The sequence below is a fragment of the Caballeronia sp. SBC1 genome (assembly GCF_011493005.1).
Lineage (GTDB): Bacteria > Pseudomonadota > Gammaproteobacteria > Burkholderiales > Burkholderiaceae > Caballeronia.
Genome location: NZ_CP049157.1, coordinates 358,081 through 382,480 on the forward strand (window position 1 = coordinate 358,081; position 24,400 = coordinate 382,480).

Annotated in this window: 25 protein-coding genes and 1 pseudogene; 15 read left to right on the plus strand and 11 right to left on the minus strand. The window is 59.1% G+C overall.

All coding sequences use genetic code 11. The annotated features are described in order from the left end of the window. The first annotated feature begins 58 nt into the window (after nt 1–58). The 3 genes from SBC1_RS19520 (at nt 59) to SBC1_RS19530 (ending at nt 3,929) form a co-directional block, all read left to right on the plus strand. Complete coding sequence (locus tag SBC1_RS19520) at nt 59–961, plus strand: LysR substrate-binding domain-containing protein (protein WP_165098716.1); 903 nt, start codon at nt 59–61, stop codon at nt 959–961. Between the two features lie 197 nt (nt 962–1,158). After that, entirely contained in the window at nt 1,159–2,436 is a 1,278-nt protein-coding gene (locus tag SBC1_RS19525) for a dicarboxylate/amino acid:cation symporter (protein ID WP_165098710.1), read from the plus strand. Further along, nucleotides 2,433–3,929, plus strand: a complete 1,497-nt coding sequence (locus SBC1_RS19530) for an aspartate/glutamate racemase family protein (protein WP_165098703.1) — start codon at nt 2,433–2,435, stop codon at nt 3,927–3,929. The genes SBC1_RS19525 and SBC1_RS19530 overlap by 4 nt, the downstream gene beginning before the upstream one ends. Nucleotides 3,930–3,948: 19 nt before the next feature. On the opposite strand, the gene SBC1_RS19535 is transcribed toward SBC1_RS19530, so the two are convergent. Continuing rightward, nucleotides 3,949–4,803, minus strand: a complete 855-nt coding sequence (locus SBC1_RS19535; protein ID WP_165098700.1) for a LysR family transcriptional regulator — start codon at nt 4,801–4,803, stop codon at nt 3,949–3,951. A gap of 137 nt (nt 4,804–4,940) precedes the next feature. Here SBC1_RS19535 and SBC1_RS19540 point away from each other — a divergent pair, with 137 nt between their 5' ends. Further along, nucleotides 4,941–5,654 (plus strand): haloacid dehalogenase type II, encoded by a 714-nt coding sequence (locus tag SBC1_RS19540; RefSeq protein ID WP_165098696.1) that lies wholly within the window; start codon nt 4,941–4,943, stop codon nt 5,652–5,654. Nucleotides 5,655–5,676: 22 nt separating this feature from the next. Continuing rightward, entirely contained in the window at nt 5,677–6,474 is a 798-nt protein-coding gene (locus tag SBC1_RS19545; protein WP_165988977.1) for an aldolase, read from the plus strand. 77 nt (nt 6,475–6,551) lie between these two features. Here SBC1_RS19545 and SBC1_RS40620 read toward each other — a convergent pair whose 3' ends face one another. From SBC1_RS40620 to SBC1_RS19560, 3 genes and pseudogenes are all read right to left on the minus strand, one after another. Then, nucleotides 6,552–6,683: a hypothetical protein gene (locus SBC1_RS40620; RefSeq protein ID WP_371826761.1), complete on the minus strand. Its 132-nt coding sequence runs from the start codon at nt 6,681–6,683 to the stop codon at nt 6,552–6,554. A 114-nt stretch (nt 6,684–6,797) separates the two neighbouring features. After that, nucleotides 6,798–7,091 (minus strand): annotated as a pseudogene (locus SBC1_RS19555) (LysR family transcriptional regulator); the annotation flags it as partial. Nucleotides 7,092–7,102: 11 nt separating this feature from the next. Continuing rightward, the gene (locus tag SBC1_RS19560) at nt 7,103–7,786 is read right to left on the minus strand and encodes a M24 family metallopeptidase (protein ID WP_165988979.1); all 684 of its coding nucleotides are present in this window, start codon (nt 7,784–7,786) and stop codon (nt 7,103–7,105) included. Nucleotides 7,787–8,400: 614 nt separating this feature from the next. Between SBC1_RS19560 and SBC1_RS19565 the strand changes: the two genes are divergently transcribed. The 6 genes from SBC1_RS19565 to SBC1_RS19590 all read left to right on the plus strand — a co-directional run bounded on the left by SBC1_RS19565 (nt 8,401) and on the right by SBC1_RS19590 (nt 13,868). Next, complete coding sequence (locus SBC1_RS19565) at nt 8,401–9,480, plus strand: sugar ABC transporter substrate-binding protein (protein ID WP_165098664.1); 1,080 nt, start codon at nt 8,401–8,403, stop codon at nt 9,478–9,480. Beyond that, nucleotides 9,477–10,478, plus strand: a complete 1,002-nt coding sequence (locus tag SBC1_RS19570; protein WP_165098661.1) for an ABC transporter permease — start codon at nt 9,477–9,479, stop codon at nt 10,476–10,478. Before SBC1_RS19565 ends, SBC1_RS19570 begins: the two co-directional genes overlap by 4 nt. After that, the gene (locus SBC1_RS19575) at nt 10,478–11,278 is read left to right on the plus strand and encodes an ATP-binding cassette domain-containing protein (protein ID WP_165098654.1); all 801 of its coding nucleotides are present in this window, start codon (nt 10,478–10,480) and stop codon (nt 11,276–11,278) included. Before SBC1_RS19570 ends, SBC1_RS19575 begins: the two co-directional genes overlap by 1 nt. Nucleotides 11,279–11,395: 117 nt before the next feature. Continuing rightward, nucleotides 11,396–12,948, plus strand: a protein-coding gene (locus tag SBC1_RS19580; RefSeq protein ID WP_241202151.1) for an IS3 family transposase whose coding sequence is annotated in 2 segments (ribosomal slippage) — nt 11,396–11,858 and nt 11,858–12,948 — 1,554 coding nt in all. Because the reading frame shifts where the segments join, the coding sequence is not laid out codon by codon here. A 237-nt stretch (nt 12,949–13,185) separates the two neighbouring features. After that, nucleotides 13,186–13,476, plus strand: coding sequence for a hypothetical protein (locus SBC1_RS19585; protein WP_241202156.1), 291 nt, complete (start codon nt 13,186–13,188; stop codon nt 13,474–13,476). 8 nt (nt 13,477–13,484) lie between these two features. Further along, nucleotides 13,485–13,868 carry a hypothetical protein gene (locus tag SBC1_RS19590; protein ID WP_165098645.1) on the plus strand — a complete coding sequence of 128 codons (384 nt, stop codon included), beginning with the start codon at nt 13,485–13,487 and terminating at the stop codon, nt 13,866–13,868. Between the two features lie 123 nt (nt 13,869–13,991). On the opposite strand, the gene SBC1_RS19595 is transcribed toward SBC1_RS19590, so the two are convergent. The 4 genes from SBC1_RS19595 to SBC1_RS19610 form a co-directional block, all read right to left on the minus strand. Then, nucleotides 13,992–14,762: an SDR family oxidoreductase gene (locus SBC1_RS19595; RefSeq protein ID WP_165098641.1), complete on the minus strand. Its 771-nt coding sequence runs from the start codon at nt 14,760–14,762 to the stop codon at nt 13,992–13,994. Nucleotides 14,763–14,796: 34 nt separating this feature from the next. Continuing rightward, nucleotides 14,797–15,012 carry a hypothetical protein gene (locus tag SBC1_RS19600; RefSeq protein ID WP_165098637.1) on the minus strand — a complete coding sequence of 72 codons (216 nt, stop codon included), beginning with the start codon at nt 15,010–15,012 and terminating at the stop codon, nt 14,797–14,799. Then, complete coding sequence (locus SBC1_RS19605) at nt 15,009–15,863, minus strand: alpha/beta fold hydrolase (RefSeq protein ID WP_165098633.1); 855 nt, start codon at nt 15,861–15,863, stop codon at nt 15,009–15,011. Before SBC1_RS19605 ends, SBC1_RS19600 begins: the two co-directional genes overlap by 4 nt. A gap of 147 nt (nt 15,864–16,010) precedes the next feature. Next, nucleotides 16,011–16,718 (minus strand): alpha/beta fold hydrolase, encoded by a 708-nt coding sequence (locus SBC1_RS19610; protein WP_165098629.1) that lies wholly within the window; start codon nt 16,716–16,718, stop codon nt 16,011–16,013. Between the two features lie 166 nt (nt 16,719–16,884). On the opposite strand from SBC1_RS19610, the gene SBC1_RS19615 reads away from it, so the two are divergent. From SBC1_RS19615 to SBC1_RS19625, 3 genes are all read left to right on the plus strand, one after another. Next, nucleotides 16,885–17,508: an ABATE domain-containing protein gene (locus SBC1_RS19615; protein ID WP_165098626.1), complete on the plus strand. Its 624-nt coding sequence runs from the start codon at nt 16,885–16,887 to the stop codon at nt 17,506–17,508. A 156-nt stretch (nt 17,509–17,664) separates the two neighbouring features. Beyond that, on the plus strand, nt 17,665–18,594 hold the full coding sequence (locus SBC1_RS19620; RefSeq protein ID WP_165098623.1) for a LysR family transcriptional regulator: 930 nt from the start codon (nt 17,665–17,667) through the stop codon (nt 18,592–18,594). 262 nt (nt 18,595–18,856) lie between these two features. Continuing rightward, nucleotides 18,857–19,642, plus strand: a complete 786-nt coding sequence (locus SBC1_RS19625; protein ID WP_165098620.1) for a DUF4410 domain-containing protein — start codon at nt 18,857–18,859, stop codon at nt 19,640–19,642. A gap of 15 nt (nt 19,643–19,657) precedes the next feature. On the opposite strand, the gene SBC1_RS19630 is transcribed toward SBC1_RS19625, so the two are convergent. Continuing rightward, nucleotides 19,658–21,496: an ABC transporter transmembrane domain-containing protein gene (locus SBC1_RS19630; RefSeq protein WP_165098614.1), complete on the minus strand. Its 1,839-nt coding sequence runs from the start codon at nt 21,494–21,496 to the stop codon at nt 19,658–19,660. Between the two features lie 267 nt (nt 21,497–21,763). Here SBC1_RS19630 and SBC1_RS19635 point away from each other — a divergent pair, with 267 nt between their 5' ends. Next, entirely contained in the window at nt 21,764–21,955 is a 192-nt protein-coding gene (locus SBC1_RS19635) for a hypothetical protein (protein ID WP_165098599.1), read from the plus strand. A gap of 109 nt (nt 21,956–22,064) precedes the next feature. Here the strand turns inward: SBC1_RS19635 and SBC1_RS19640 are convergent, their stop codons facing one another. Both SBC1_RS19640 and SBC1_RS19645 read right to left on the minus strand, forming a co-directional pair. Continuing rightward, a complete protein-coding gene (locus SBC1_RS19640) occupies nt 22,065–22,937 on the minus strand; it encodes an oxaloacetate decarboxylase (protein ID WP_165098589.1) in 873 nt (290 codons plus the stop codon). Nucleotides 22,938–22,953: 16 nt separating this feature from the next. Next, nucleotides 22,954–24,351 (minus strand): MFS transporter, encoded by a 1,398-nt coding sequence (locus tag SBC1_RS19645; protein ID WP_165098570.1) that lies wholly within the window; start codon nt 24,349–24,351, stop codon nt 22,954–22,956. Nucleotides 24,352–24,400 lie beyond the last annotated feature (49 nt).

Genomic DNA, 24,400 nt, shown 5'->3' on the forward strand with positions numbered 1-24,400 from the left:
GTTGACTCACCCGACATGCACACAATAGCTTCTCCTTGAGAAGCCGGAAGGGAGTGGTATGGAGATTAAATGGATCGAGGACTTTGTTGCTCTTGCCCAGTACCAAAGTTTTTCGCGTGCTGCTGAGGTTCGCAATGTCACTCAGTCCGGTTTCAGCCGGCGTATTCAGGCGCTCGAACAATGGGTGGGAGCCGACCTGATCGACCGCAGCAGTTATCCGCCCACACTGACACCCGCCGGGCGTCTCTTCAGGGAAGCTGCCGACGACATTCTCAATCGCCTGTTCGACACCCGGGCCATCATTCGTACGGAACAGCGAATGCCCGGCATCGGGCTGCAAATTGCAGCGGGCCACACCATTGCGCTCAGTTTTCTTCCGGCTTGGCTCAACGCGCTTACCGCACAATTTCGCGATGTCAGGGCGCGCGTGATTCCCACCAACGTCCATGATTCCATCCTGATGCTGGTGAACGGCAATTGCGAATTGATGTTTGCGTATCACCACCCCGACCTGCCGCTTCATCTCGATCCCACGCGCTATGAGTACCTGACGGTTGGCATCGACACATTCATGCCTGTCTGCAAACCGAATCAAAAGTCGGGGCCTTCTCTGCGCTTGCCCGGCACCGTCAGCCGCCCTTTGCCGCTTATCTCGTACACCGAGACCAGCTATTTTGGCCGCTGCCTGGCCTTGCTGCTGCGCCGCGCCAAGACGCAACCGGCGCTGCGTCCGCACTACGAATCGGATATGGCGGAAGTGCTCAAGAAGATGGTACTGGAGGGTGAAGGCATTGCGTGGCTGCCGAAAAGCTCCATACAAACCGAGCTGAAAAATGGTGAACTCGTCCCGGCTGGCGGCAAGGAATGGAATCTCGAAGTCGAGTTGCGTGTGTACCGCGACGCATCGAATAAAAACGAGTTCATTGACACTCTGTGGCGATACCTGCGCTCATCCGCCTGAGTTTTATTGACTTAGCGTTTACCCTTGTTATGCGACGCTCGCATAACGACATGCTGAACCCGCATCGCGGTTTTTTTGTTCGCTTCTACTATCCGTCCAGAGACAGAAAACGCCCCTAAGCCAAGGCACTTTTCGTCAAACCCATCGCACAGCGGCCCACGCTCATCTTCGTGCGAGACACCTCTGGAAGAATTGAAATGAAAAACCGGTTAACGCTTTATATAGTCATCGGCATGGTGCTTGGCGTCGTGATCGGCTACGTCTGTCACCGGAGCGCCGCGGATTCGAACGCAGCAAAAGAAGTCGCCGGCTACTTCTCCATCATCACCGATATCTTCCTGAGGCTCATCAAGATGATCATTGCGCCGCTGGTATTCGCCACGCTGGTGTCGGGCCTTGCGGGCATGGACGGAACGAGCGACGTGCGCCGCATTGGCATTCGATCAGTCGGCTGGTTCGTCTGCGCCTCCCTCATGTCACTCGCCCTTGGTCTCTGTCTCGCCAACCTCCTGCAACCGGGTGCGAGCCTGCATATGGTCCAGACCAGTACCGACGTGAGCACGGGCCTGAATACCGCGGGGCTGAACTTCAAGGACTTTGTCACGCACGCATTTCCGACGAGCATTCTCGACGCAATGGCGCGCAACGACATCCTTCAAATACTGGTGTTCTCCGTGCTCTTCGGCGTTGTGTTGGGTGCGATCAAGTCGGACCCAAGGGTGACGCCACTCGTGCAAGCGATCGACGCCCTCGTTCCCGCCATGCTCAAGCTCACCGACTACGTCATGCGCCTTGCACCCGTGGGTGTATTCGGCGCAATTGCATCGGCTGTGACGTTACATGGTCTCGATGTGCTGATGACATACGGCAAGCTGATCGGCAGCTTCTATGTGGGACTTGCGCTGCTGTGGGTGATCCTGATCGGCGCCGGGTACGCGTTTCTTGGCAACGCCATCTGGTCGTTGCTCAGAGCAGTACGCGAGCCCGCCATGCTGGCGTTTTCAACCGCGAGCAGCGAAGCAGCGTATCCGCGCCTGACGGAGAAGCTGGAAGAGTTCGGCGTGGACAAGAAGGTGGTTGGCTTTACGCTGCCGCTGGGGTATGCATTCAATCTGGATGGCTCAATGATGTATCAGGCATTCGCCGCCATCTTCATTGCGCAGGCTTTTGGTATCGATATGCCCGTAGGCACGCAGATCCTGATGCTGCTCGTGCTCATGATCAGCAGCAAGGGCATGGCCGGAGTGGCGCGAGGCTCTGTCGTGGTCGTTGCCGCCGTTGCGCCGATGTTCCATCTGCCTCCGTCCGGCGTCGTGCTGATCCTCGCGATCGACCAGATACTTGACATGGGCCGGACCGCGACCAACGTGATCGGCAACAGCATTGCAACGGCCGTGATTGCGAAGTGGGAGACGGCTCGTGTCACGCGCACGGAAGCCGTGACCTTTGATCAGCTGCAAGGCGAAGCAAAATGAGAGAGAAGCATTTGCAGGGACGCCGATCTTTTGGCGTCATTGGTGGACTTGGCCCGCTCGCCAGCGCCGACATGTTTTTCAAACTCGTGAAGTCGACGCCCGCAACCGGCGACGCGGATCACTTCGATGTTGTCTTCGAGCAGCATCCGTTTCGCGGCGCCGGCGCCACCAGCGCCGCGACGGTGGAACGCAAGCTCTACATCTTCGATCTCATTCGTGCATTCGAGAAACGCGGCATAGAGACGGTCGTGCTGCCCTGCTTCCTGAGCCACACTTTCATGGACGAGTTGAAGGCCAATTCGTCCCTGCAGATCGTGGACATGATCGAGGCAGTGCGACACCATGTGCGGCGCAAATTCCCTTCCGTGCGTCGCATTGGCGTGCTGGCATCGGACTACACCCGGCGCAACGGTCTCTTCGAGCGCTATTTTTCGGCGCCCGAATTCGACGTCATTCATCCGCGTATCGATGGAACCACGGACCTGGTCACGCGTGCGGTGTATGGGGAAAATGGCATCAAGTCCGGCCATCTGCTGGGTCAGCCGGTTGCGCTGCTGAAAGCCGCTTGCGACGATCTCATTGCGCAAGGTGCCGAGATCATCGTGCCGGGCATGACCGAGATCGCGCTCGTTGCAGATGAGCTTGGCGCTAAACCAGCCACGTTCGGCGTCCCTCTGATCGACTCGAATCTTGCGTATGCGCAGTACATTGTGTCGGGCCAGTACGAGTCGCCGGCCAAGCTGTTCAAGGTCGGCGTGGTCGGCGGCGTTGGCCCTGCGGCGACAGTGGACTTCATGCAGAAGATAGTCAGCAACACACCGGCGAAGCGGGATCAGGATCATATCAAGCTGCTGGTCGAGCAGAATCCGCAGATCCCCGATCGCACCAACAACCTGATCGGCGATGGCCCGGACCCCACCATCTCGTTGTACGCCACGTGCAAGAAACTCGAGAGCGGCGACGCCGATATCATCGCGATTCCATGCAACACGGCGCACGCGTTTGTGCAGCGGATCCAGCCGTATCTCGGCATCCCGATCGTCAATATGCTGACCGTGACGGTCGAGATGCTTCGCGATTCGTTTCCGTCGCTTAGCGAGGTCGGGCTGCTAGCTACATCGGGGACGGTAGCAAGCGGGGTGTATCGGCAAGCGCTTGAAGCGCAAGGATTACGGCAGGTCTTGCCGAGTCCTGCATTGCAGGCAAGCGTGATGAATGCGATCTACGGCAAGGAGGGAGTGAAGGCCGGCTTCGTGAACGGACAGTGCATGGACGACATCCGAGCGGCGCTGGAAGGCTTGGTCGAGCAAGGGGTCGAAGTCGTGATCCTTGGCTGTACGGAATTGCCATTGCTGCTTCCGCGCGCTCAATGGCTAAGCGCTAGCGGACGAACGATCACGCTAGTCGATCCGACGGATATTCTGGCAAAACGCTGCGTTGCGTACGCTACCGCGGCGGCCGAACTGGAGGCGGAGTCAGAAGTCCCCCACTAAGACATCGCGGTAGCGCGTGCTAAGCCTTGATCTCTGCACGCAGAAAATCGATCAATGCCTGCTGGGCCGCACTGAGTGCGCCGCCCGCGCTCACCAACGCTAGCTCGGTTGGAGGCAAGTCCGGCAGACCTGTACAGATACGATGCTCAGGAAGCACGGCGGTCGTAGGCAAGACCGACACTCCAAGCCCCGATGAAACAGCCGCCTGGATGCCGGTCAAGCTATGACTCCCGAACGCAACCCGCCAGCGCCGGCGCACTTTGTCCAGGCCTCGGATCGCACGTTGCCTGTACACGCAACCTTGCGGAAACAACGCTAGCGGGATCGGTTCGTCCGTCAGCTCAATGCCTTCGCCCTCAACGCCCTCACCCTTCACCCAGACAAGCGATTCGGGCCAGGATGCAAGGCACTCGCCGCTGCCCGGCTCGCGCTTGAGCAACGCGATCTCGACCTCGCCGGCCGCCAGCTTACGCTGAAGATCGACACTCATGCCGCTTACCGTTTCAAGCCGCACGCCGGGTTTCATCTTCACAAAACCCGACAGCATGGCCGACATGCGGCGCGCGTCGAAATCCTCGGGTACGCCAATGCGTACCGGCTCAAGCGCGACGTCGCTGGTCAACGCATCCTGCGCCTCCCTCGACAACGCAAGCAGCCGCCGCGCATAGTGCGCGAGCAACTCGCCGTGCTCGGTAGCGCTCACGTGATTGCCCGTCCGGTCGCGCAGCAGCAACGTGCGGCCTACTGCTGCCTCAAGCTTGCGGATCTGCTGGCTCACCGTTGACTGGGTCCGGTGGACGCGTTCGCCGGCGCGCGTAAAGCTGCCTTCATCGACAACGCAAACCAAGGTGTTCAACAACTCGAGATCTAGCATGGTCGACCGCCGCGTTATTTGAATTTCGACTGATCTACAGAGTTTAATTTAATTTCCAAATATCGATCAATCCTTCTACGCTTGCAGCATTGCCTCAACTCAATCACTTATCTACCTAACAACCAGGCGAACAAATCATGGCTCTTAACGCGCTTGAGCACACCCGCCGGCCGCAATGGCTTACCTTCGACTGCTATGGCACCCTGATCCAGTGGGATGAGGGACTGCAAGCCGCAGTCCGCAAGATACTGTCCGCCAAGCAAACAGAGGCGGTTAATCCAGCCCGCTTCATCGGCATTTACGATCGGCATGAACACGCGCTTGAGCAAACCTCGCCACATCGGTCGTTTCGCAGCGTGACCGCGGATGCATTGCGGCTCGCACTCAATGAACTAGGCTTGCAAAGCGACGCAAATGACGCCCGCGTGCTAACCGACAGCATCTCCGCCATGCCGCCGTTTCCCGAAGTGACCGCTGCTTTGCAGCGGCTTAAGGAAGCGGGTTATCGTTTGTGTATTGTGTCGAATACGGATGACGAGATCATCGCCGGCAATGTCGCGCAGCTTGGCGGGTTGATCGATCGAGTCGTCACGGCGCAGCAGGCCGGGGCTTACAAACCATCGCGTAAAATATTCGATTATGCTTTTGCAACGCTGGGCGTAACCAGGGACGATGTCGTTCATATTTGCGCCAGCCCGCACCTCGATCATGCGGCTGCGCGCGAAGTCGGCTTTCGTTGCGTGTGGATCGATCGTGGTACGGGCCGCACGGCGCTGCCGGATTACACACCCGACGCAACGCTTGCGACGCTCGACCAGGTGCCCGGGCTTTTCAATAGATCAGGCTGGTAAATTTTCAAGGTAATCAATCGTCATGGCTCACTCGCTTTCAGTCGACAGCGCCCCTGCTCGCTCGCACACCTCGCATACCCCACGTCTTGATTCCGACGCTGTCATGCAGGCACGCATCGAACTTGCCGCGTGTTTCCAGCTCGCGGCACAACGAGGTTACGAGGAAGGCGTTTGCAATCATTTTTCAGCCGTCGTGCCGGGGCAAGATGATCTGTTTCTTGTCAATCCGTATGGCTATGCGTTTAGCGAGATCACCGCATCGCGCTTGCTCGTTTGCGACTTCGAGGGGCATGTGATCGCTGGTGAAGGCCAGCCGGAAGCCACTGCGTTTTATATCCACGCGCGGTTGCATCGGTCAAAACCGCGCGTAAAAGCTGCTTTCCATACGCATATGCCGAACGCGACCGCGTTGTGCCTGATCGAAGGGCCGCCACTTTTGTGGCTTGGGCAAACGGCGTTGAAATTCTATGGCCGCACTGCCGTCGACGAGGATTACAACGGCCTGGCACTGGGTGAGTCGGAGGGAGATCGCATTGGTGACGCCATGGGCGACGCTGACATCCTGTTCCTGAAGAACCACGGCGTGATGGTGGCCGGGGCGAGCATAGCGGAGGCTTGGGACGATCTCTATTATCTGGAGCGTGCGGCAGAGGTCCAGCTTAAGGCCATGAGCAGCAACCAGCCGCTTAAACCCGTGCCGCACGAGGTCGCACAGCGCACGTATGAACAAATGCGCTTGGGCGATGCAGAAAGCGCCCGCGCGCACCTGGACAGCTCGATTCGAATATTGCGCAACCAGGGGAACAGGTTCGAACAATAAGCGTAAGCGTGAATATGGTTATCCTGTAGCCACAAAGCGTTGCCGATACCGGATAAGCATGTCACGATCTCACGTCCTCACGTCCATCTTTCATGCCATCGCCGGCCGCGCACGACGTTATTGAATAGGACTGCGATAATCAGCAGCAAGAAAAATCCGCTAATGACAGGAATAAAAAGGAATTCTATAAAAGCGTTACCGCTTAGCATGATCACCAGCGGATCAGCGCCCGCAGGAGGATGTACGGCAACGCGCAAGCTGCATCAAGCCAATGGCGAGCCCAACGGCCAGTGCCATTTGCCATACCCCTGGACCGGCGAACCAATTGCGCCTATACGAAGCGTCCCGATCAGCCTGATCTGCGCAGCGGACGCGTCCTGCCGCATGTTTTGCAGCGACGCGAGCGCTTGCCTCGCCCAGCCAAGCGCACGCTCACCGTTCTCCGTGAAACCTACGAAGCGCCGCGTCCACTCGACAATGACCAGCCCTAGTTCGGCCTCAAGCGTACGGATGGCCGATGACAGCGCGGGCTGGGAGACGTGACAGGCTTCTGCTGCCCGCGCGAAATGTTTTTCGCGTGCCAACGTGACGAGATACTCGAGTTGCCGAATGAACATTGCGTCCTTTTTTAGCTTTTCTTCGCCGACACGACTGAGGCAAGCAGGTCCTCGTAAAACGAGCCGAACGGCCTTGTAGGATGAGCGAGCTGAATCTCCAGGATCCAGAGTCCGGCCTCAGGATGCGGCTCGAAATTCCCCAGGTTCCCCGCCTTGTAGATTGCGTGCGGGAAATCGCTCACGCGATGCCCTTTGATGTCGAGGTTCAGTTTCCACCCCAGCGCCAACGCACGCTCCGCCGCGTAGTCATACAGCGCCTTGCCGCCGGCTCCCGTCGTTCGCCAATGATGTTCGACCTCATCGAAGACGGTCTTTGCGGCATCCGCGCACGCTTTCATCTCCGCGTCCGCACCGACCACGAACGTCGCGCCCGCATCGCCTTCATGTCCTTTCCAGACCACGCCGAGATCGACGAAAAAAATGTCATCGTCTTTTAGCCGCGGATCTTCTTCGGAACGTTGCTTGAACGTCCGCAAGGTGTTTTCTCCAAACCGGATCAGGATGGGATGCCAGATTCGCTCCATCTCTAGTTCCTGCAGAACCCGCTTGCACTCGCTCACTGCTTCCGACTCGAGCATTCCAGGCTGAATGCAAGCCGCCACTTGTTCGACGACTTCCCACGTTTTGTCGCGCGCGTAATGCATGGATTCGAGGACGAATTTCTCTCCGACCGCTTGTTGCGTGGTATTGCTCACTCAATCTCTCCGACTTCGTTGTATTCAAATAAATATATCGATGACCATCAGGAAAATCCATTTCCGCGCCTTGCGGTGAACGGGGAACGGTGTGTTTCCTCGCGGCATCGCGGTCATATTCTACGCGAGCGTGCCTTCGCAAGCCGAACCTGATGACGAAAACAAGCTCTCATCTACATATGGAGTACTACATATACCGGCAACTTCGCAAGCGCCTGGAATGACGCAACCCGGCTCGAATTTGCAATGAATTCGAAAGCACGATCGTAAGCTGAATAGATCATTGACTACCTGCGGGAGTAGCGCGATGTTCCCAAATATTGAACTCTCTAGCGAACCTCTTATATCTGTGGCTGACCTTGGCCGCCGCAAAACCCTAGTTCCCGACAATAGCCATTTAGTCCGTCGATCAAAATAGTCCGACTAGTTAAGGGTATACATTGATTAATTGGTCAAGTGCCTGTTCTAGCATGTCGATACGTCGTCATTCGACCGTGCGTGCGCTTGTGCATGCCAGTTTCACGGAGTGTAGCGACGCCCGGCACCGGCGCTTTTCCGGCCCGCGCCAACATGTGAAATGAGTTGTTCAAAAACACCGACACGGGAGAATGGACATGGCGCAAGATCGGGAAGACCTGGGTGAAGTTCAAAGCGTGCGTCGCGGTTTGCTGCAAGGCGCTGGCCTGACTGCGGCGCTGGCGCTGCTCGGCGGCGTAATCACACCGGCGCAAGCCGCGGATGCCAGCCCGTTTCCGCAGCACAAACGCTGGAAGATCGTATTCGTCAATCACGTCACAACCAACCCGTTCTTTGTCCCCACGCAATACGGCATTCAGGATGCGTCTGCGTTACTAGGTTTCGATTACCAATGGACCGGCTCGGCCAATGCCGACGTGGGCGAGATGGTCAATGCGGTCAACGCGGCCATTGCCGCGAAAGCCGACGCCATCGCGGTGCCTATAGTGGACCCCAAGGCATTTAATACGCCGATCCAAAAAGCGCTCGACGCAGGCATCCCCGTGTTCGCCTATAACGCCGATGCTCCCAGCGGCAGCGGTAATCCGCGCCTCGCGTATATCGGCCAGGATCTGTATCTGTCGGGCTACCAGATGGGCGAGCGCATCGCGAGCCTGGTGGATAGCGGCCTCGTCGCACTTTTCATCGCGACACCCGGCCAGCTCAACATCCAGCCGCGCCTTGACGGCGCAATCGATGCGATCAAGAAATCCGGCAAGAAAATCGACACGCAAACCATTGCGACCGGAGCGACCGTCAACGAAGAACTCTCGAAGATCAAGTCGTTTTACCTGGGGCACCAGGATTTGAAAGGCATGTTCGCCGTCGACGCAGGCAGCACGCAAGGCGTCGCCCAGGTCATGAAGGAGTCCAACCTGCCCTCCAAGGGCGTGCACGGCGGCGGCTTCGATTTGTTGCCGCGCACAGTCGAGCTGATCCATGACGGTTTCCTCGACTTCACGATCGATCAGCAACCTTACGTGCAAGGTTTTTATACCGTGCTCGAAGCCTTCGTTTTCCTGTCCTCGGGCGGACTTGTCGGACCGGCCAATATCAACACAGGGCTGAAGTTCGTCACCAAGGGCACCGTCGACCCGTACCTGAACACCGAGACGCGGTATGAAGGCAAGAGTACGAAACCTCAGATCGTGCCGCGCACGGGTGCGATCAAGGCGTGACCACTCCCGTGACGGATGCCAGCCGGGCAAGCCGGCGCCCAAGGTTGTGGCCGGGCGCGCTGAAGCGATCCAGCGAGATCCGCATCCTTGCGGTCGCGCTGATCCTTAGCGCCTACTTCGAGACGGCCAACCATGACTTCCTGCTGACCAGCGCGAGTCTGGAGAACCTCTCGCAGTTCATCGCGCCTGTGGCGATCATTGCCTGCGGCGAAATCATGCTCATGATTGGCGGAGAGATCGATCTTTCTGCCGGCATGGTCTTCGCGTTCGCACCGTTCATCATGCACTTCGCCAGCGAGGCAGGCGCGCCCGTGTGGCTCGCCCTGCTGGCCGGCGTGCTGGCGGCAGGCGTGGTCGGCGTGATCAACGGCGCGGTGACGGTGTACCTGCGCATCCCCTCCTTCGTCACGACGCTCGGCACGCTGTTCTTCGTGAATGGCTTGACGCTGACCCTCTCACGAGGCACGCCGGTGTCGCCCCCGGAGGGCACGCGTTTTTCGGCGTTCATGGGCGAGTGGGGCTACAGCGAAATCATCTGGACGATCGCGATCGCCGCGGTCATGCATGTGTTGCTTCGCCATACGCGATGGGGCTTGCATACCATCGCGGCCGGCGCGAATCAGCTAGGCGCCAGCGAAGCGGGGATTCAGGTCAAGCGCCTGAAACTCGGCAACTTTGTGATTGCCGCGCTGCTTGCCGGTTTCACCGGCATTCTGGAAGGCTTCCGGATAACGTCCATCGATCCTCAGGCCGGCGGCAACCAGATCATGTTCCTCGCCGTCGCTGCGGCCGTGATCGGCGGCACGCCGCTCGCCGGCGGCTCGGGCACCATCATTGGAGGGCTGATTGGCGCTGCTGTGCTTGGGATCCTCAACGACGGGTTTACGCTTATCGGCATCAACGCCTTCACGTTCAACATGATTCTCGGCGCGGCAATCCTGGCGGCCATGATCTTCAACATCCACGTCGTCCGTCTTGCTCGCAAGGGAGACCGCTAATGAGCGACGCATCAGCGACTGCGCCGGCAAGAACAACGGGGACGGCCGCGTTGCAGGGCGAAGATATCGTCAAACGTTTTGGCGCGGTGACCGCACTCGACGGTGTGTCGCTGACGCTCAGGCAAGGCGAGATCCTTGGGGTGCTCGGCGACAATGGCGCGGGCAAATCGACGTTGATCAAGATCCTTACCGGCTTCCATCAGCAGACGAGTGGCAAGCTATTTATAGGTGGCGAGGAAACACTGCTCCGCTCCGTCGATCATGCCCGGTCGCTTGGCATTGAATGCGTCTATCAGGATCTGGCGCTAGCGAATTCGCTCAGCATTTATCACAACATGTTTCTAAATCGCGAGATCGTCCGGCGCGGCCCGTTTCGTCTGTTGAATAACCGCGCCATGCGTAACCGCGCGGAGGAATGCCTGGAAGAGATCGGCGTGCATGTGCCGTCGGTTGATCTGCCGGTCGAGCAGCTTTCGGGCGGGCAGCGGCAAGCGATTGCCGTTGCACGCGCCGTCAATTCGAATGCGAGGATCCTGCTGCTCGACGAACCGCTTGCGGCAATGGGTGCGCGCGAAGCGGGATTGATCATCGACCTGGTCCTGCGGCTGAAAGAAAAGCAGGGACTGTCGATTGTCATGATCATGCACAACTACGCGCAGACGCTCGATATTGCGGATCGCGTCATGCTCATGCAGCGTGGCCGCGTAACTTACGAGCGGGAAGCCGCCAGCACGTCAGTTGCCGAGTTGATGGACATTGTGCGGCGCGAATACCGGTCTATGCGGACAGGCGCGAGTTAGCGCCTGCCCGCCCATGGGTACCTGATACCCCGCGCGTTGCTCACCCCCGGCGTCAGAATAGTTGTCGTGCTATCTGATTCTTATAGACATGGTCCGGGGGCGGTAAAATCAGGGTGAATGAAAACCTACTCAGCAGAAAGAAAAGAAGCGCTGGTGCGGCGCATGATGCCACCGGAAAACGCGCTGGTTTCGGCGCTGGCCAGAGAAACGGGGATTACCGAACAGACGTTGTACACGTGGCGCCGACAGGCGAAAGGACAAGGGTTGGCCGTGCCGGGCGATGGGAAGAATCCCGAAGCATGGTCTTCGGAGGACAAGTTTGCAGTAGTGCTGGAAACCGCGCCGCTCAATGCAGCGGAGCTGGCCGAGTATTGTCGTCGAAAGGGTCTTTATCCAGAACAGATATCCGCCTGGCGAGCCGCTTGCCGTTCGGCCAATGCGAATGCCACGGAGCAGGCACGCGAGCAGCGCCATCAGTCGAAGGACGACAAGAAGCGGATCCAGCAGCTCGAGAAGGAATTGCAGCGCAAGGAGAAGGCGCTGGCGGAAGCGGCTGCGCTGCTGATTCTGAGAAAAAAAGCCCAGGCGATCTGGGGAGACAAAGAGGACGATTAATCAACGTCCCGGATCGCCTGTTATGTGTATCGTTGATACGCGAGGCGGCGCAGTCAGGCTGCCGGCTGGAGAAGGCTTGCGACGAGCTGGGCCTGAGCCTGCGCACGTTCCAGCGCTGGGTGGGTGACGGTGACGCGGTGCACGCCGATGGCCGTACCACGACCGAACGGCCGCCGCCGGGTAACCAGCTGAGTGAGGCCGAACGGCAACAGATTCTTGAGGTAGCCAATAGTGCGGAGTTTGCCAGCTTGCCGCCCAGCCAGATCGTGCCAAGCCTGGCGGATCGCGGCGTGTATGTCGCGTCGGAATCGAGCTTTTACCGCGTGCTGCGCAGCGCCTCGCAGCAGCATCACCGGGGTCGTGCGCGCAAGCCTTCGACCCGGGTGGTGACCAGTCATTGTGCGACAGCGCCGAATCAGGTCTGGTCGTGGGACATCACGTGGCTGCAGGCGGCGGTCAAAGGACAGTACTACTACTGGTACATGATGCTGGACGTGTTCAGCCGCAAGATTGTTGCTCACGAAGTGCATGAAGCCGAATCGGCGGAACTGGCCGCGTTGCTGATGCGGCGTGCCAGTCTGGCCGAGGGCCTGGCAGGACGTCCTCTGGTGCTGCACTCGGATAACGGCAGCCCGATGAAGGGTGCGACGATGCTTGCCACTCTGGAGAACTTGGGGGTTGCGGCCTCGTTTAGCCGCCCGCGTGTGAGTAATGACAACCCGTACGCAGAGTCGCTGTTCCGCACCTGCAAGTACCGGCCCGACTATCCACGCAGGCCGTTCGGCAGCGTGGATGAGGCCCGTGCCTGGACGCAGAAGTTCGTGCGTTGGTACAACCAGGAGCACAAACACAGCGGCCTGAAATTCGTCACGCCGGCGCAGCGCCACAACGGCGTAGCCGCCGCAGTGCTCGCGCAACGTGAAGCCGTTTATGCAGAGGCCAGGCAGCGCAATCCACAGCGTTGGTCCCGATCGACGCGCAATTGGGAATTGAAGGATGAAGTCTGGCTCAATCCGGAGCGTATGCAGCCGGAAGAACTAAAGCAGTTTGCTTGAAGTGACGCGACAACTACGTTGACAACCGCCGATCATCGACTTCCGCTCCACCAATATCACGGCAATGAGGTCGACCCCGGCCGATAAAAACCGCCCATATTCAGCTTTCGCGCTCACCACGGCGTGAATGTCGCAGTGGGCGAATGACCAGGGCCGGTCGCAGCTAACGTGTTCGTTTCGTGAGATAGATCAATCTAAGGTTGAGGACCTCTGCGCGTCGCCTTCTGTAGATGACCTATGATCGAGGTCTCCAGCACTGAAGACTACTGGCTTAAAACAATGAGTGAAACCGACAACAATGAGAGCAACGAGACGTTCGCTCATTCCGATTTTCGAATTGGTACGGAGTTCTACACCGAATCAGGGCTTTGGCGTTGCACCGATGTCGGCACACGTACGATTGTCGCGGTGAAAATAGAAGACGGCTATCCGTCGCCCGAACACCAACCGCCATTTTCCGACGCTGTCGAGATGGTGTTTGACGAGTACGATTTCGACGGCTTGTATCGCCGCCCGGTAGAGGATTGATCACGCCAATGCCCTCTTCAATCCGCAACTCGCTCGTCTGGATCTTCGAAGCATTCGAGAGCGATTCAACCTACATCACCAAGCGGATGTTCGGTAGCGACGCTGCTTATATCGACGGGCTGCTGTGTCTGGTTGCCGCCGATCGCGACCCGCCGTGGAGCGGCTTGCTGGTGTGCACATCGCAAGAGCGCCACGCTGCTCTCATTGATGAAATGCCCGCGCTGCAGCCGCATCCGGTGCTTGGTAAATGGCTTTATGTACCGCAAGACGATCCGGCGTTCGAAACCATAGCGAAAAGAATGACGGCGCTCGTGCTCGCACGCGATCCGCGCGTGGGTGTCGAGCCAAAGCCCCGTCGACGCAGCGGGAAATCCACGCCACCAAAGGAATAAGCCAGTCAACCTGCGCTTCAAACCCGTGCGTTCCAGTATGCGGAGAGTGCCATTCAAAATTTCCGTTAGATACGAGCCAACCAGTCCGCGATCGCCTGAGTGCAAGCTGATTCACTCACCTGTTCAGATCGACTTGACCTCGCCTCCGTCCATTCGAATAGCGGAGCCTGTCATCCATCGAGCCCCCGGTGAAACCAGGAATGCCATCAGTTCTGCGATGTCTTCAGGTTCGCCGTAGCGTGTAATCCCCACTTCAAGCGGGAATCGGTCGGTTGCCTCCTCGACAGTCATGTTGTGCAGCGGCGCCCAGTGCTCGAGATAAGAGCGCCGACGCCCGGTCATCACGGGTCCAGGCAACACACTGTTCACTTGAACGCCGTCAGTGATCCCTCGGTCGGAAAACGCCTTCGCGAGCGCAATGATCGCCGCGTTGATCGTCCCGACCGCCGCGTACGGTGCTTTCGGAAAGAGTGCGGAATTTCCCGAGATCAAGACGACAGAACCTTTGGACGCCTTCAAAGCAGACCACGCTTCAATGGTCAGGCGACGAGCGCCGTGCAACTTCAACGCCATGCCGGCGTCCCACTGCTCGTCGGTCATGTCGAACAGGTCGATTTGAGGAACAGCGCCCGCGATATTGAGCAACGCGTCGATGCGCCCAAACTTGGCGAGTGTTCGTTCTACTACCTTCTTAGCCGACGACCGGTCAGACAGATCCAGGTCAATGACAAGGGGTTCCGCACCGCTCTCCTTGACCGCTGCGGCCGTCTCCTCGAGCTTGGCCCGATTGCGTGCAACCAGCACGATCGAGTCAAAATCCCGAGCGAGACGTACTGCCGTGGAAAAGCCGATGCCTTGGCTGGCTCCTGTAACAACAGCGACTGCGTTTGACATATCAAGTCTCCTAAGTTTATGAACGCGCCAGCGTTCAGTCGTGAACGATCACCATTTTTTCGTTCGCCGGAGTGACCTTCATGACTCGATGCACTTTCATTAGTTGCAAGGTCCTTGCAGGCTGATCCTCTTCGGGAGCGCCGAACTTCTCGATGACGATCACACGCACTGCGCACCCTTTGGATTGTGCGGTCACTATCTCCGGCACCAACAGCAGGCATGACCCAACCTGTCGCGCAAGCTCGGTCATCGAGAGAGGAATTCGCCGATCGCCGCAGCAATCTCCCTGACGTGCGTTTCCAGAGCGAAGTGGCCTGTATCGTAGAAGCGGATATCGGCGCCGGGAATGTCCCTCTTGAACGCCTCTGCGCCTGGCGGAAGGAAGAACGGGTCGTGCTTCCCCCACACCGCCAGCAAGCGCGGCTTGTGATTGCGGAAGTACTCCTGGAACGCTGGATAGAGCGCAACGTTACTCTTGTAATCACCAAACAAGTCCAGTTGGACCTCATCGGCTCCGGGGCGCGCCAGATAGAAGTTGTCCAGCGCGATACCGTCCGGCGAGACCGCAGCTTCGTCGGGCACGCCATGGGTGTACTGCCAGCGTGTCGCCTCCGGTGCCAGGAAGCCGCGAAGCGCCTGCCGATTCTTCTCTGACGACTCCTGCCAATACGCACGGATGGGGTTCCACCCGTCGCTCAGGCCTTCCTCGTAGGCGTTGCCGTTCTGGGAAATGATCGCCGTAATTCGCTCAGGATGCCTGACTGCAATCCGCAAGCCAGTCGGCGCCCCATAGTCGAAAACATAGACTGCGAAACGGTCGAATCCGACCACTTCGGTAAAGCGATCAATGACGCCGGCGATGTTCTCGAAGTTGTACTTGAACTGCTCGCGTGGTGGCATATCCGAGCGGCCGAATCCGGGTAGATCCGGCGCAATGATATGGAAGCGATCGGCCAACAGCGGGATCAGGTCCCGGAACATATGGCTGGAACTAGGGAAGCCGTGGAGCAACAGCAGCTTGGGCGCACCTGCGGACCCTGCTTCACGATAGAAGATATTGAAGCCGTCGACATCCGCGGTACGGTACGTGATACCAGTCATGGTGATTCTCCTCGTTGATGCCTACAGTTACGCCAGAAGGCCTTAGCGATAAGCCAACAGCGCAAGGACACAAGCCCCAAGCCCGTGGGGCTGAACTCTCGTTTAACCTGGCGAGACGACGAAACTCTCGATCTATCAAACGCGCGCTTAAAGAACTTCGCGAACTTCACGAACTTCACGCACGGCCTGAAGAATCAGATCAACAACGAAACCCGGCGCCGTGACACTCGGCGTGTGGTCGACCGGGTGCGCGCTCACCCGCGCCTTCATGCGATCAGCCATGAAGCGCTGGGTCTCAGCCGGAATCATTTGATCCTGCTCCGCCAGCAGATACCAGCTCGGCACCTCCTTCCAAAGCGGCCGTCCTACTGGAACGCTGATACAAGCCGGCGAAATCGGGCGCTGAACTGCTGCCAATACCGCCACTTCTTGCGCCGATGCGTTTTGGGCAAAGGCCGCGGCAAACGCCTCCTGGGGCAACCAGATCAAGCCGTGTTTATCAGGAGCGAGCTTGGGCGCTGTAGGGTGCGGCTCGTTTCGATGGAACACATCGGCTACCGTTTCTCCCTCGTCGGGGCTAAGCGCGGCGATGTAGACCAGCGCCTTGATCCGGGGACTGCGTGCGGCGCCAATCACCGCGCCAGCGTACGCGTGTCCCACCAGCACGACGGGCCCGTCAATCCGCTCGAGGGTTCGATCAAGTGCTGCAACATCGTCGTCCAAAGTCGTCAACGGGACAGGAACCGTAACCGCTCCAACCCCATTTTCATGGAGTCCGGTCACCACTTTGCTCCAGCTTGAACCATCGGCCCAGGCTCCAGGTACGAGCACTACCTTTACATCGCTTTCGACCATTTTCGTCTCCTTTCTTCAGGGGAAATTCACGCGAAGGCAAACTCTATTACAGCGAGTCGGCCATCAATTTCAGTAACCTCATTAATGCGTTTGAGAAGGTTATTACAGGATGTGATAACCTGTCAATAGTCTTTGAGAAGGTTATTTTTCCACTGAGAGGTAGGCAATGCCCCAGCAAATTCCCGCGATGTTCATTGCCGATTCGGCTGGCCTGGATTTTTTGAATTCGGTGGCCACGCCCGTCAATGTTCCGATCGACTGGATCGACGATGGCGAGGGTCTGCTGGCTTGGCTCGAGCAATCGCAACTGGTACCGGCGGAAGTGCTGCGCACGATGCGCAAGCGCGCAATGCCCGGCGAGTTCGATCGCCTGGCGGAACAGGCGCGCAGTCTGCGCGAGTGGTTCAGGGTGTTCGTTCGTGAGCGCAAAGGCCGTCCGCTTGAGTCTGCGGATCTGCAAGCGCTGGAGCCTCTGAACCTGCTGCTAGCGCGTGATGAAGCGTTTGGGAAGATCGTCGCTCACGAACATGCGGCTACGGGTGCGCTCACGTTTGAACGCTCGCGGCGATGGAGTTCACCGGAGTCACTGCTTCTGCCGATTGGGGAAATCCTGGCGAAGCTTGTTTGCGAGGAGGACTTCACGCACGTGAAGGCGTGCGAGGGTCCGACCTGCACGTTGATGTTCGCCGATCACACCCGGGGGCATGCGCGGCGCTGGTGCAGCATGTCGGCTTGCGGTAACAGGGCGAAGCAAGCGGCGCATCGGAATCGGATCAAGGGACAAGGTTGAAATTGTCCGCTGATAATTTTCGTGGCAGTGACGAACCTCGCGCTTGCCGAGAAGTGTCCAGAAAATATATCGATGCGCACATGGCGGAAGACGCAAGATTTGGACTTATAAGCTGCACCAAACGCCATGCCTGAGCGCTTCCTGCTACGATCCGGCATGACCGAACCCGATCTGAATTTGCTCATTGCACTTGACGTATTGCTTGCCGATGGCAGCGTGACCGGCGCTGCGCGTCGGTTGGGATTGAGTGCCTCGGCAATGAGTCGAACGTTGACCCGTTTGCGCGAGGCGATCGGCGACCCGCTATTGGTTCGCGCGGGGCGCCGTATGGTATTGACTCCTCACGCGGAGGCACTTCGTGAACGCACTCAACATGTGGTTCATGAGGCACGTGCCGTACTTCGGCCCTCTACGACCGAACCGGATTTCCCCACGTTGCAGCGAACCTTTACGATTCGAGCCAACGACGGCTTTGTGGAAGCCTTTGGCGCTCCGCTTATCGCCGCAGTGACGGCAATCGCACCGCTCGTGCGTTTGCGCTTCGCGCCCAAACCTGAAAAGACGGCAGCCCATTTACGAGAAGGTTCGGTCGACCTTGAGATTGGCGTCTTAGGCGAAATGGGCCCGGAAGTCCGCGTGCAGGCGCTGTTCCGGGATCACTTTCTCGGCGTTGTCAGAAAGGGCCATCCACTCGAATTGGAACGCGAGGTGACAGCTGAACGGTACGCCGCCTTCGGCCACGTTGTCGCTTCGCGCCACGGGCGCGCAAGCGGGCCGGTGGATCAAGCGTTGGCTGCTTTAGGGTTAGAACGCACGATCGTCGCCATGGTCCCGAGCTTTCACGCCGCGCTGACCGTGGCTCGAGCCTCCGATTTGATAGCGCTCGTGCCGGCGTCGTTTCTGAGCAATCAAGCTGACCCAAAAAAATCGGCTGGATCCAGAACCACCTACGCTTTCGAGCTGCCTGTCACGACCGAAAAAATTACGGTTTCTCAGATGTGGCATCCCCGTCTGGAGGTCGACCCTGTTCATCGTTGGCTCCGGCAACTGGTGCTGACTGTATGTCGGCAAAGGGTGCCGCTGTGAACCGGTAGCCAGGGCGATCCGGTCCGATCCGGTCCCGCCGACCGTGCTTACTGTTCCATGTTGTTCCATGTTTTTTCATGCTGCGCCGGATCGGCGTCGTTTCACGACACGTCTTGCCGCTTCGTCGCAAATGGATGGCAGCTGAAGAGTCGAGCCGCCACCATGTGCGTCACACCAGCTAACAGGCTTGTTTCCGCGACTCCAAACCGGGTTGTCGGGGCTCGCACGGCCGTCCGGCGAGCTGATCCCCGAAGGAATGTTGATGAACCCGAAAGTCATCGCGGCTCTGCTCGTGACAGTGATGCAGATTCAATGGGCACATGCCCAGAGCAGCGTCGGAAACTTTTTAACCGGCAGCGCCAAGGTGGAATCAGTCGAACCGAATAGCCAGGGACAGATCGTTCCGAAGCCTGACCGGGTCGTGATTCACGACTTCACCGTTCGCACCGACGACATCACGCTGGATCACTCTATTGCCGGGAGTTTGCGCAGGCACAGGCTGCTGCGTCACGGGAACGACGAAGACTCGACGCCCCAAGTTCTGGCTCAGCACGTTCAAGCCGCGTTTTGCAAGGCGCTGACCGATCAGCTTGAGAAGGACCACATAGCGGCAGAAAGAGCCTCCGGTGAAAAAGCTGAAGGCGGCGTGTCGAGCCTGGTGGTAGACGGCGAGTTCACTGCGATCGACGAAGGCAGCAAGAGCGAGCGGGTGATGATCGGCTTCGGCAGCGGAGCGAGCGACCTCAAGACCCACGTTAACGTGTCGTCGGTGAGAGCGGGCCACTCAATGGTCGTACTGACGTTTGATCTGGATTCGAAGAGCGGCAAAAAGCCCGGCGCGATCCCGGGCGTGGTGACCGGCTCGCTGGCAGTAGACGCCGCGAAAAAGGCGGTGGGGGACAAGAAATCGACCGTTGACGCCGATGCATCCCGCATGGCGCAACTGGTCGCAAAGCAAATCGAAAGCTTGATGGGCGACCGGACTGGCCCTGCAGGCCCTCCCGCTGAAGCGGCGGGTACCACATTGGCTGGGCGTTCTGCGGGCTGAACGGTACCGCGCTCTTCACGCAGAATCGACACGATCGAACACAGCGCGACTCTGCCCCGTCTGTCCCGCCTGCCCTTGTTGCTCGCCGAACTGGAGGGCAGCAAGCTGCGCATAAAGCGGCGAGCTCAGAAGCAGCTCGGCGTGCCGCCCTTGCGCAACAATGCGGCCTTGTTCCATCACGACAATGCGATCGGCTTGCTGCACCGTAGCCAGGCGGTGCGCGATGACCAGCGTGGTGCGGTTCTGCGCGGCGTTGTCCAGTGCCTTTTGCACCAGCCGTTCGCTTGCTGCATCGAGTGCGCTGGTGGCCTCGTCGAGCAGCAGGATGGGCGGATTCTTCAGGATCGCACGGGCAATCGCAATGCGCTGGCGCTGTCCGCCAGAGAGTCGCACACCGCGCTCGCCCAGAAACGTGTCGTAACCTTGCGGCAGCTCTTCGATAAAGCCAGCCGCAGCCGCCATGTCGGCAGCTTGCTGCACTTGCGCGAGTGTGGCTTCGGGCGCGCCGTAGCGGATGTTGTCGAGCACACTGCCAGAAAAGATCACTGACTCCTGCAGCACTACCCCTATTTCCCTGCGCAACTCGACGAGCGGCACTTGCTGCGTGGGCACCCCGTTGATCAGAATGCTGCCTGCCTGTGGATCATAAAAACGCAGCAGCAGTTGGAACAACGTGGTTTTGCCGGCGCCGGACGGTCCCACCAGCGCGACATGCTCGCCCGCGCGGACGTCGAGTGAGAGGCCTGAGAGCGCCGCGATACCAGGGCGGGACGGATACGAAAAGCTGACGTTATCGAAGCGGATGCCCTCCCCGCGCGTCGGCAGCGGCACGGTTGTCTCGGCTTCCACCACCGGCGAGCGCGCCGACAGCAACTGCAGCAGCCGCTCGGTCGCGCCAGCGGCCCGCTGCAGATCGCCCCACACCTCGGCGACGGCTCCCACCGCGCCGGCCGTGAACACCGCGTAGAGGATGAACTGGGACAATTGGCCGGCCGTCATCCGCCCGGCGAGCACTGCCTGTGCCCCGAGCCAAAGCACGAACACGATGGCAGTGAACACAAGCACGATCACCACGGCGGTCAACCAGGCGCGCGCCCGAATGCGCGTGAGCGCTGTTTCAAAGGCCAGCTCTACTGCGCCGCCAAACCGCCGCGCCTCGAAGGGCTCCTGCGTGTACGACTGCACGGTCGGCATGGCATTCAGCACCTCGCCCGCCACCGCGCTGGCATTCGCTACCTTGTCCTGGCTCGCGCGCGAAAGCCGGCGCACGCGCCGGCCGAAGATAACGATCGGCGCGACCACCACAACCAGCGTGGCGATAATGTACGCCGACAGGACCGGGCTGGTCACCGCCAGCATCGTCACGCCGCCGGTCAGCAGGAAGAAGTTGCGCAATCCCAACGACAGGCTGGTGCCCACCACGGTCTGGATCAACGTGGTGTCGGCGGTAAGCCGCGACAGCACCTCGCCGGTCTGCGTAGTCTCGAAGAACTGGGGACTCATCCTGAGCACGTGGTCATAGACCGCACGCCGCAGGTCAGCCGTGACCCGCTCGCCTAGCCACGATACGAGGTAGAAGCGCAGCGCCGTGGCGCCGGCCAGTACCAGCGAAACAAAGAAGAGCGCGAGAAAATAGCGATCGATGTGTGCCCTGTCGCCCCCGGCGAAGCCACGGTCGATCAGGTATTTGAACGCCACCGGCAACGCCAGTGTGGCCCCTGCGGACGTCACCAGTGCCAGGAACGCCAGCGCCCATCGCCCAGCATAGGGGCGCAGGAAGGGAAACAGCGCAAACAGGGGGCCGATAGCCACCGAAGGCTTCGAAGGCGGCGAAGACGGGACAGCGTCTGGCATGAGGATTCCAAGTGGATCGAAGGTTTCCCCGATTGTGCCAGTGCTGCAGATTCGAAGACGGACTAGTCAAAGCCTCGCGCTCATCGGTTGAGCGCATCTGCGTTCGCTATGTTTTTCGCTGCTTACCGGTTCTGACTGCGCGCCTGTCCCGTTGCGTTGCGGCCGGTAAATCGCCTGCGGCGTGCTTCCGACGTGCTTGCCGCGACTGTCCATCTGTATCAAGATTAATCTGACTCATTCGTAACAAGCCAGGAACTAGCCATTTCCATGACAGACAATCCCGATCCCGACAAACTGAAGGGCCCCGGCGGCCTGACGTTGCGCCAGATCCATGAACAGGTTCAGAAGAGCGTCGAGCGCGACCGCGAAGCGCAGGCAACGCGCAACGCCGTCGCTCCACCGAAGAGCAGGTGGCAACGTTGGGTGCGCTATGTATGGGGCCGAAGCGGCCGGCGTTAACATCGCTTCGACGAGAGATTCGCCGGTCGACGGCAGGTTTCTCAGGCATTGAGCGGATCAGCACGCGCCGCGCCCTCGGCAGGCGCTTTTGCGAGCGACTACTCTCCTGTCACTCCGCATGCTTCTCGTCGAAATCCCATACGGCCGGGAATCCCATCAGGTCGCACATTTTTGCGAACGAATACATGTCTGCCTGCACCGGGACGGTGCCCTTGAGAGCCTTGATCTGCTCGTAGACATTCTCGAGCGCTTTTGCCACCGCTAGAAAGCCGGATGCGGGATAAATAGCGATTGAAAAACCAAACGCCTGGAGCTCCGCGGGTGTCAGTTGCGGTGTGCGGCCACCCTCAACAATATTCACAAGTAACGGCACGTCAAATGACTTACCGATTCGCTCCAGCTCGTCAGCGCTCTCCGGTGATTCGATAAACAGCACATCGGCGCCTGCCTTCACATAAGCCTCTCCGCGGCGCAGGGCCTCGTCGAGACCTAACGATGTACGCGCGTCTGTGCGGGCAACAATCTGGAAATCGGGATCCTGGCGCGTTTGCGTGGCCACCTGGATCTTTTTAACCATATCGTCGGCAGCGATCACGCGTCGTCCTGGCGTATGGCCACACTTTTTTGGAAACTCCTGGTCCTCTAACTGGATGCCGGCAGCACCGGCCTGTTCGTATCCGCGCACGGTGTTGGCGACGTTTAGCAGTCCCCCATAACCCGTATCACCGTCGCATATCAGCGGCGTGTTACTCGCGGCGCAAAACGCCGTCACGCGGTTGAGCATGTCCGTGTAGGTTGCAATGCCTGCATCCGGTACGCCGAGATAGGACGCAACCGTTCCAAAGCCCGTCATATACAGGCAATCGAAGCTCATTGTGTCCGCAAGCCGGACTGAGATCAGGTCGAAAACACCAGGCGCCACTACGATTTCGTCGCCAGCGAGCTTGTCTTTCAGGACGCGTCTTTTCGTACTGCTTGTCATGATCGGTTTTCCAGAGTTAGTGGTTTTGCTCGCGTGGGACGTCGTGGCCCATCAGCGGAACGGGAACGGGTTCGTCTTGCTGCTCCGAAATATCTTCAAGCGAGCGCTGGTTCGTTTCAACGCCAAATACAGCCAGCACGAGGGCCATGACCAGCAACGTGCCGATGATCACCCACAGCACATCCTTGATTCCCCCGCTTGCGTACATCAGCACGACAATCTGCGGTGCGGCGATGCCCGCAATACGGCCGGCCGAGCCCGCGATGCCATTGGCACGCATGCGGTTTTCCGTGGCGAACAATTCGGGTATGTAGGTGGCAATGCCGAGGGCCACCATCAGGTATGTCAGCGTGAACAGCACGAAGCCGAGGAGCGTGGCCATTTCGACGCTCGATGAATGACCATAGAGCCATCCGACAACTGCGGCAATTAACGCAACACCGATCAGCCCATTCTTGCGGCCTACCCTGTCGGCGATCAATACGCCCAGGAGCGCGCCGGCAGGACCGCCCAGCGACATCAAGGTTGTATAACCGAGCGATGAAGCCATGCCGAGTCCCTGTTTGATCAGAAACGTCGGCACCCAAACGATGAAGCCGTAGATCACCACATTGATTCCCACCTGGACGCAAATCGAGAGCAGCGTCCGGCGGATCAACGAGCGTCTGAACAGGCTGCCCAGACTGGTGACGCGCGCCACCACAGGAGTGGTATCGGCAATTGGCGGCAACGCGCGTCCCTGCGCCGTTTCTCCCTCGATGCGAGCAAGGATCTCTTCGGCTTCGGCGAAACGCCCCTTCGACTCCAGCCAGCGCGGCGACTCGGGCATCTTTTTCCGCACGACCCAAATGACGAGCGCCCCTGCGCCAACGATCGCGAACATGGCGCGCCACCCGATTGCCGGAATGATCAGGTATCCCAAGAAAGTCGAGAAGAAAAGCGCGGAATTGGTGATCAGGGAAAGATACGCCGACCATTTGCCGCGTACAGCCGGCGGTATGAATTCGCCGATCGACCCGTAGCCAACGACGATCTCCGCCCCCAGCCCAAGTCCCATGAAAAAGCGGCAGACGATCAGCCAGTTCATACTCGGCGCGAGCGCACCCGCGATCGAGGCCAGCCCGAAGATCGCGAGGTTGAACTGATAGGTAAACTTACGACCTTTGGCGTCACCGAGAATGCCGGCGGTGAAGGCGCCGATCAGCATCCCGACAAAGGTCGATGACAGGAACGCGGCGTTGAGTTGCATCGTGGACCAACCGCTGCGGGACAGCGCACCTAGCACGCCGCCGGCGAGATAGATGTCGAAGGAGTCCAGGAACATGCCGCCACCAATGAGCCAGAGAATCCGCCGATGAAAACGGGAGGTGGGTAATCGGTCCAGCCGTGCGCCGGCATGTACGGTGCTCAACATGTTCTGTCTCCGATGGTGTACTTTTTACGGCTGATGCGTGGTGATCCCC

Bases quoted from the DNA above. Each gene is read 5' to 3' on its own strand.
- SBC1_RS19620 (WP_165098623.1), top strand. From the start codon at position 17,665: ATGACCGAACCCGATCTGAATTTGCTCATTGCACTTGACGTATTGCTT.
- SBC1_RS19635 (WP_165098599.1), top strand. From the start codon at position 21,764: ATGACAGACAATCCCGATCCCGACAAACTGAAGGGCCCCGGCGGCCTG.
- SBC1_RS19565 (WP_165098664.1), top strand. From the start codon at position 8,401: ATGGCGCAAGATCGGGAAGACCTGGGTGAAGTTCAAAGCGTGCGTCGC.
- SBC1_RS19625 (WP_165098620.1), top strand. From the start codon at position 18,857: ATGAACCCGAAAGTCATCGCGGCTCTGCTCGTGACAGTGATGCAGATT.
- SBC1_RS19535 (WP_165098700.1), bottom strand. From the start codon at position 4,803: ATGCTAGATCTCGAGTTGTTGAACACCTTGGTTTGCGTTGTCGATGAA.
- SBC1_RS19585 (WP_241202156.1), top strand. From the start codon at position 13,186: ATGATCGAGGTCTCCAGCACTGAAGACTACTGGCTTAAAACAATGAGT.
- SBC1_RS19590 (WP_165098645.1), top strand. From the start codon at position 13,485: ATGCCCTCTTCAATCCGCAACTCGCTCGTCTGGATCTTCGAAGCATTC.
- SBC1_RS19600 (WP_165098637.1), bottom strand. From the start codon at position 15,012: ATGACCGAGCTTGCGCGACAGGTTGGGTCATGCCTGCTGTTGGTGCCG.
- SBC1_RS19645 (WP_165098570.1), bottom strand. From the start codon at position 24,351: ATGTTGAGCACCGTACATGCCGGCGCACGGCTGGACCGATTACCCACC.
- SBC1_RS19595 (WP_165098641.1), bottom strand. From the start codon at position 14,762: ATGTCAAACGCAGTCGCTGTTGTTACAGGAGCCAGCCAAGGCATCGGC.
- SBC1_RS19520 (WP_165098716.1), top strand. From the start codon at position 59: ATGGAGATTAAATGGATCGAGGACTTTGTTGCTCTTGCCCAGTACCAA.
- SBC1_RS19630 (WP_165098614.1), bottom strand. From the start codon at position 21,496: ATGCCAGACGCTGTCCCGTCTTCGCCGCCTTCGAAGCCTTCGGTGGCT.
- SBC1_RS19525 (WP_165098710.1), top strand. From the start codon at position 1,159: ATGAAAAACCGGTTAACGCTTTATATAGTCATCGGCATGGTGCTTGGC.
- SBC1_RS19575 (WP_165098654.1), top strand. From the start codon at position 10,478: ATGAGCGACGCATCAGCGACTGCGCCGGCAAGAACAACGGGGACGGCC.
- SBC1_RS19540 (WP_165098696.1), top strand. From the start codon at position 4,941: ATGGCTCTTAACGCGCTTGAGCACACCCGCCGGCCGCAATGGCTTACC.
- SBC1_RS19530 (WP_165098703.1), top strand. From the start codon at position 2,433: ATGAGAGAGAAGCATTTGCAGGGACGCCGATCTTTTGGCGTCATTGGT.
- SBC1_RS19640 (WP_165098589.1), bottom strand. From the start codon at position 22,937: ATGACAAGCAGTACGAAAAGACGCGTCCTGAAAGACAAGCTCGCTGGC.
- SBC1_RS19615 (WP_165098626.1), top strand. From the start codon at position 16,885: ATGCCCCAGCAAATTCCCGCGATGTTCATTGCCGATTCGGCTGGCCTG.
- SBC1_RS19610 (WP_165098629.1), bottom strand. From the start codon at position 16,718: ATGGTCGAAAGCGATGTAAAGGTAGTGCTCGTACCTGGAGCCTGGGCC.
- SBC1_RS19545 (WP_165988977.1), top strand. From the start codon at position 5,677: ATGGCTCACTCGCTTTCAGTCGACAGCGCCCCTGCTCGCTCGCACACC.
- SBC1_RS19605 (WP_165098633.1), bottom strand. From the start codon at position 15,863: ATGACTGGTATCACGTACCGTACCGCGGATGTCGACGGCTTCAATATC.
- SBC1_RS40620 (WP_371826761.1), bottom strand. From the start codon at position 6,683: ATGCTAAGCGGTAACGCTTTTATAGAATTCCTTTTTATTCCTGTCATT.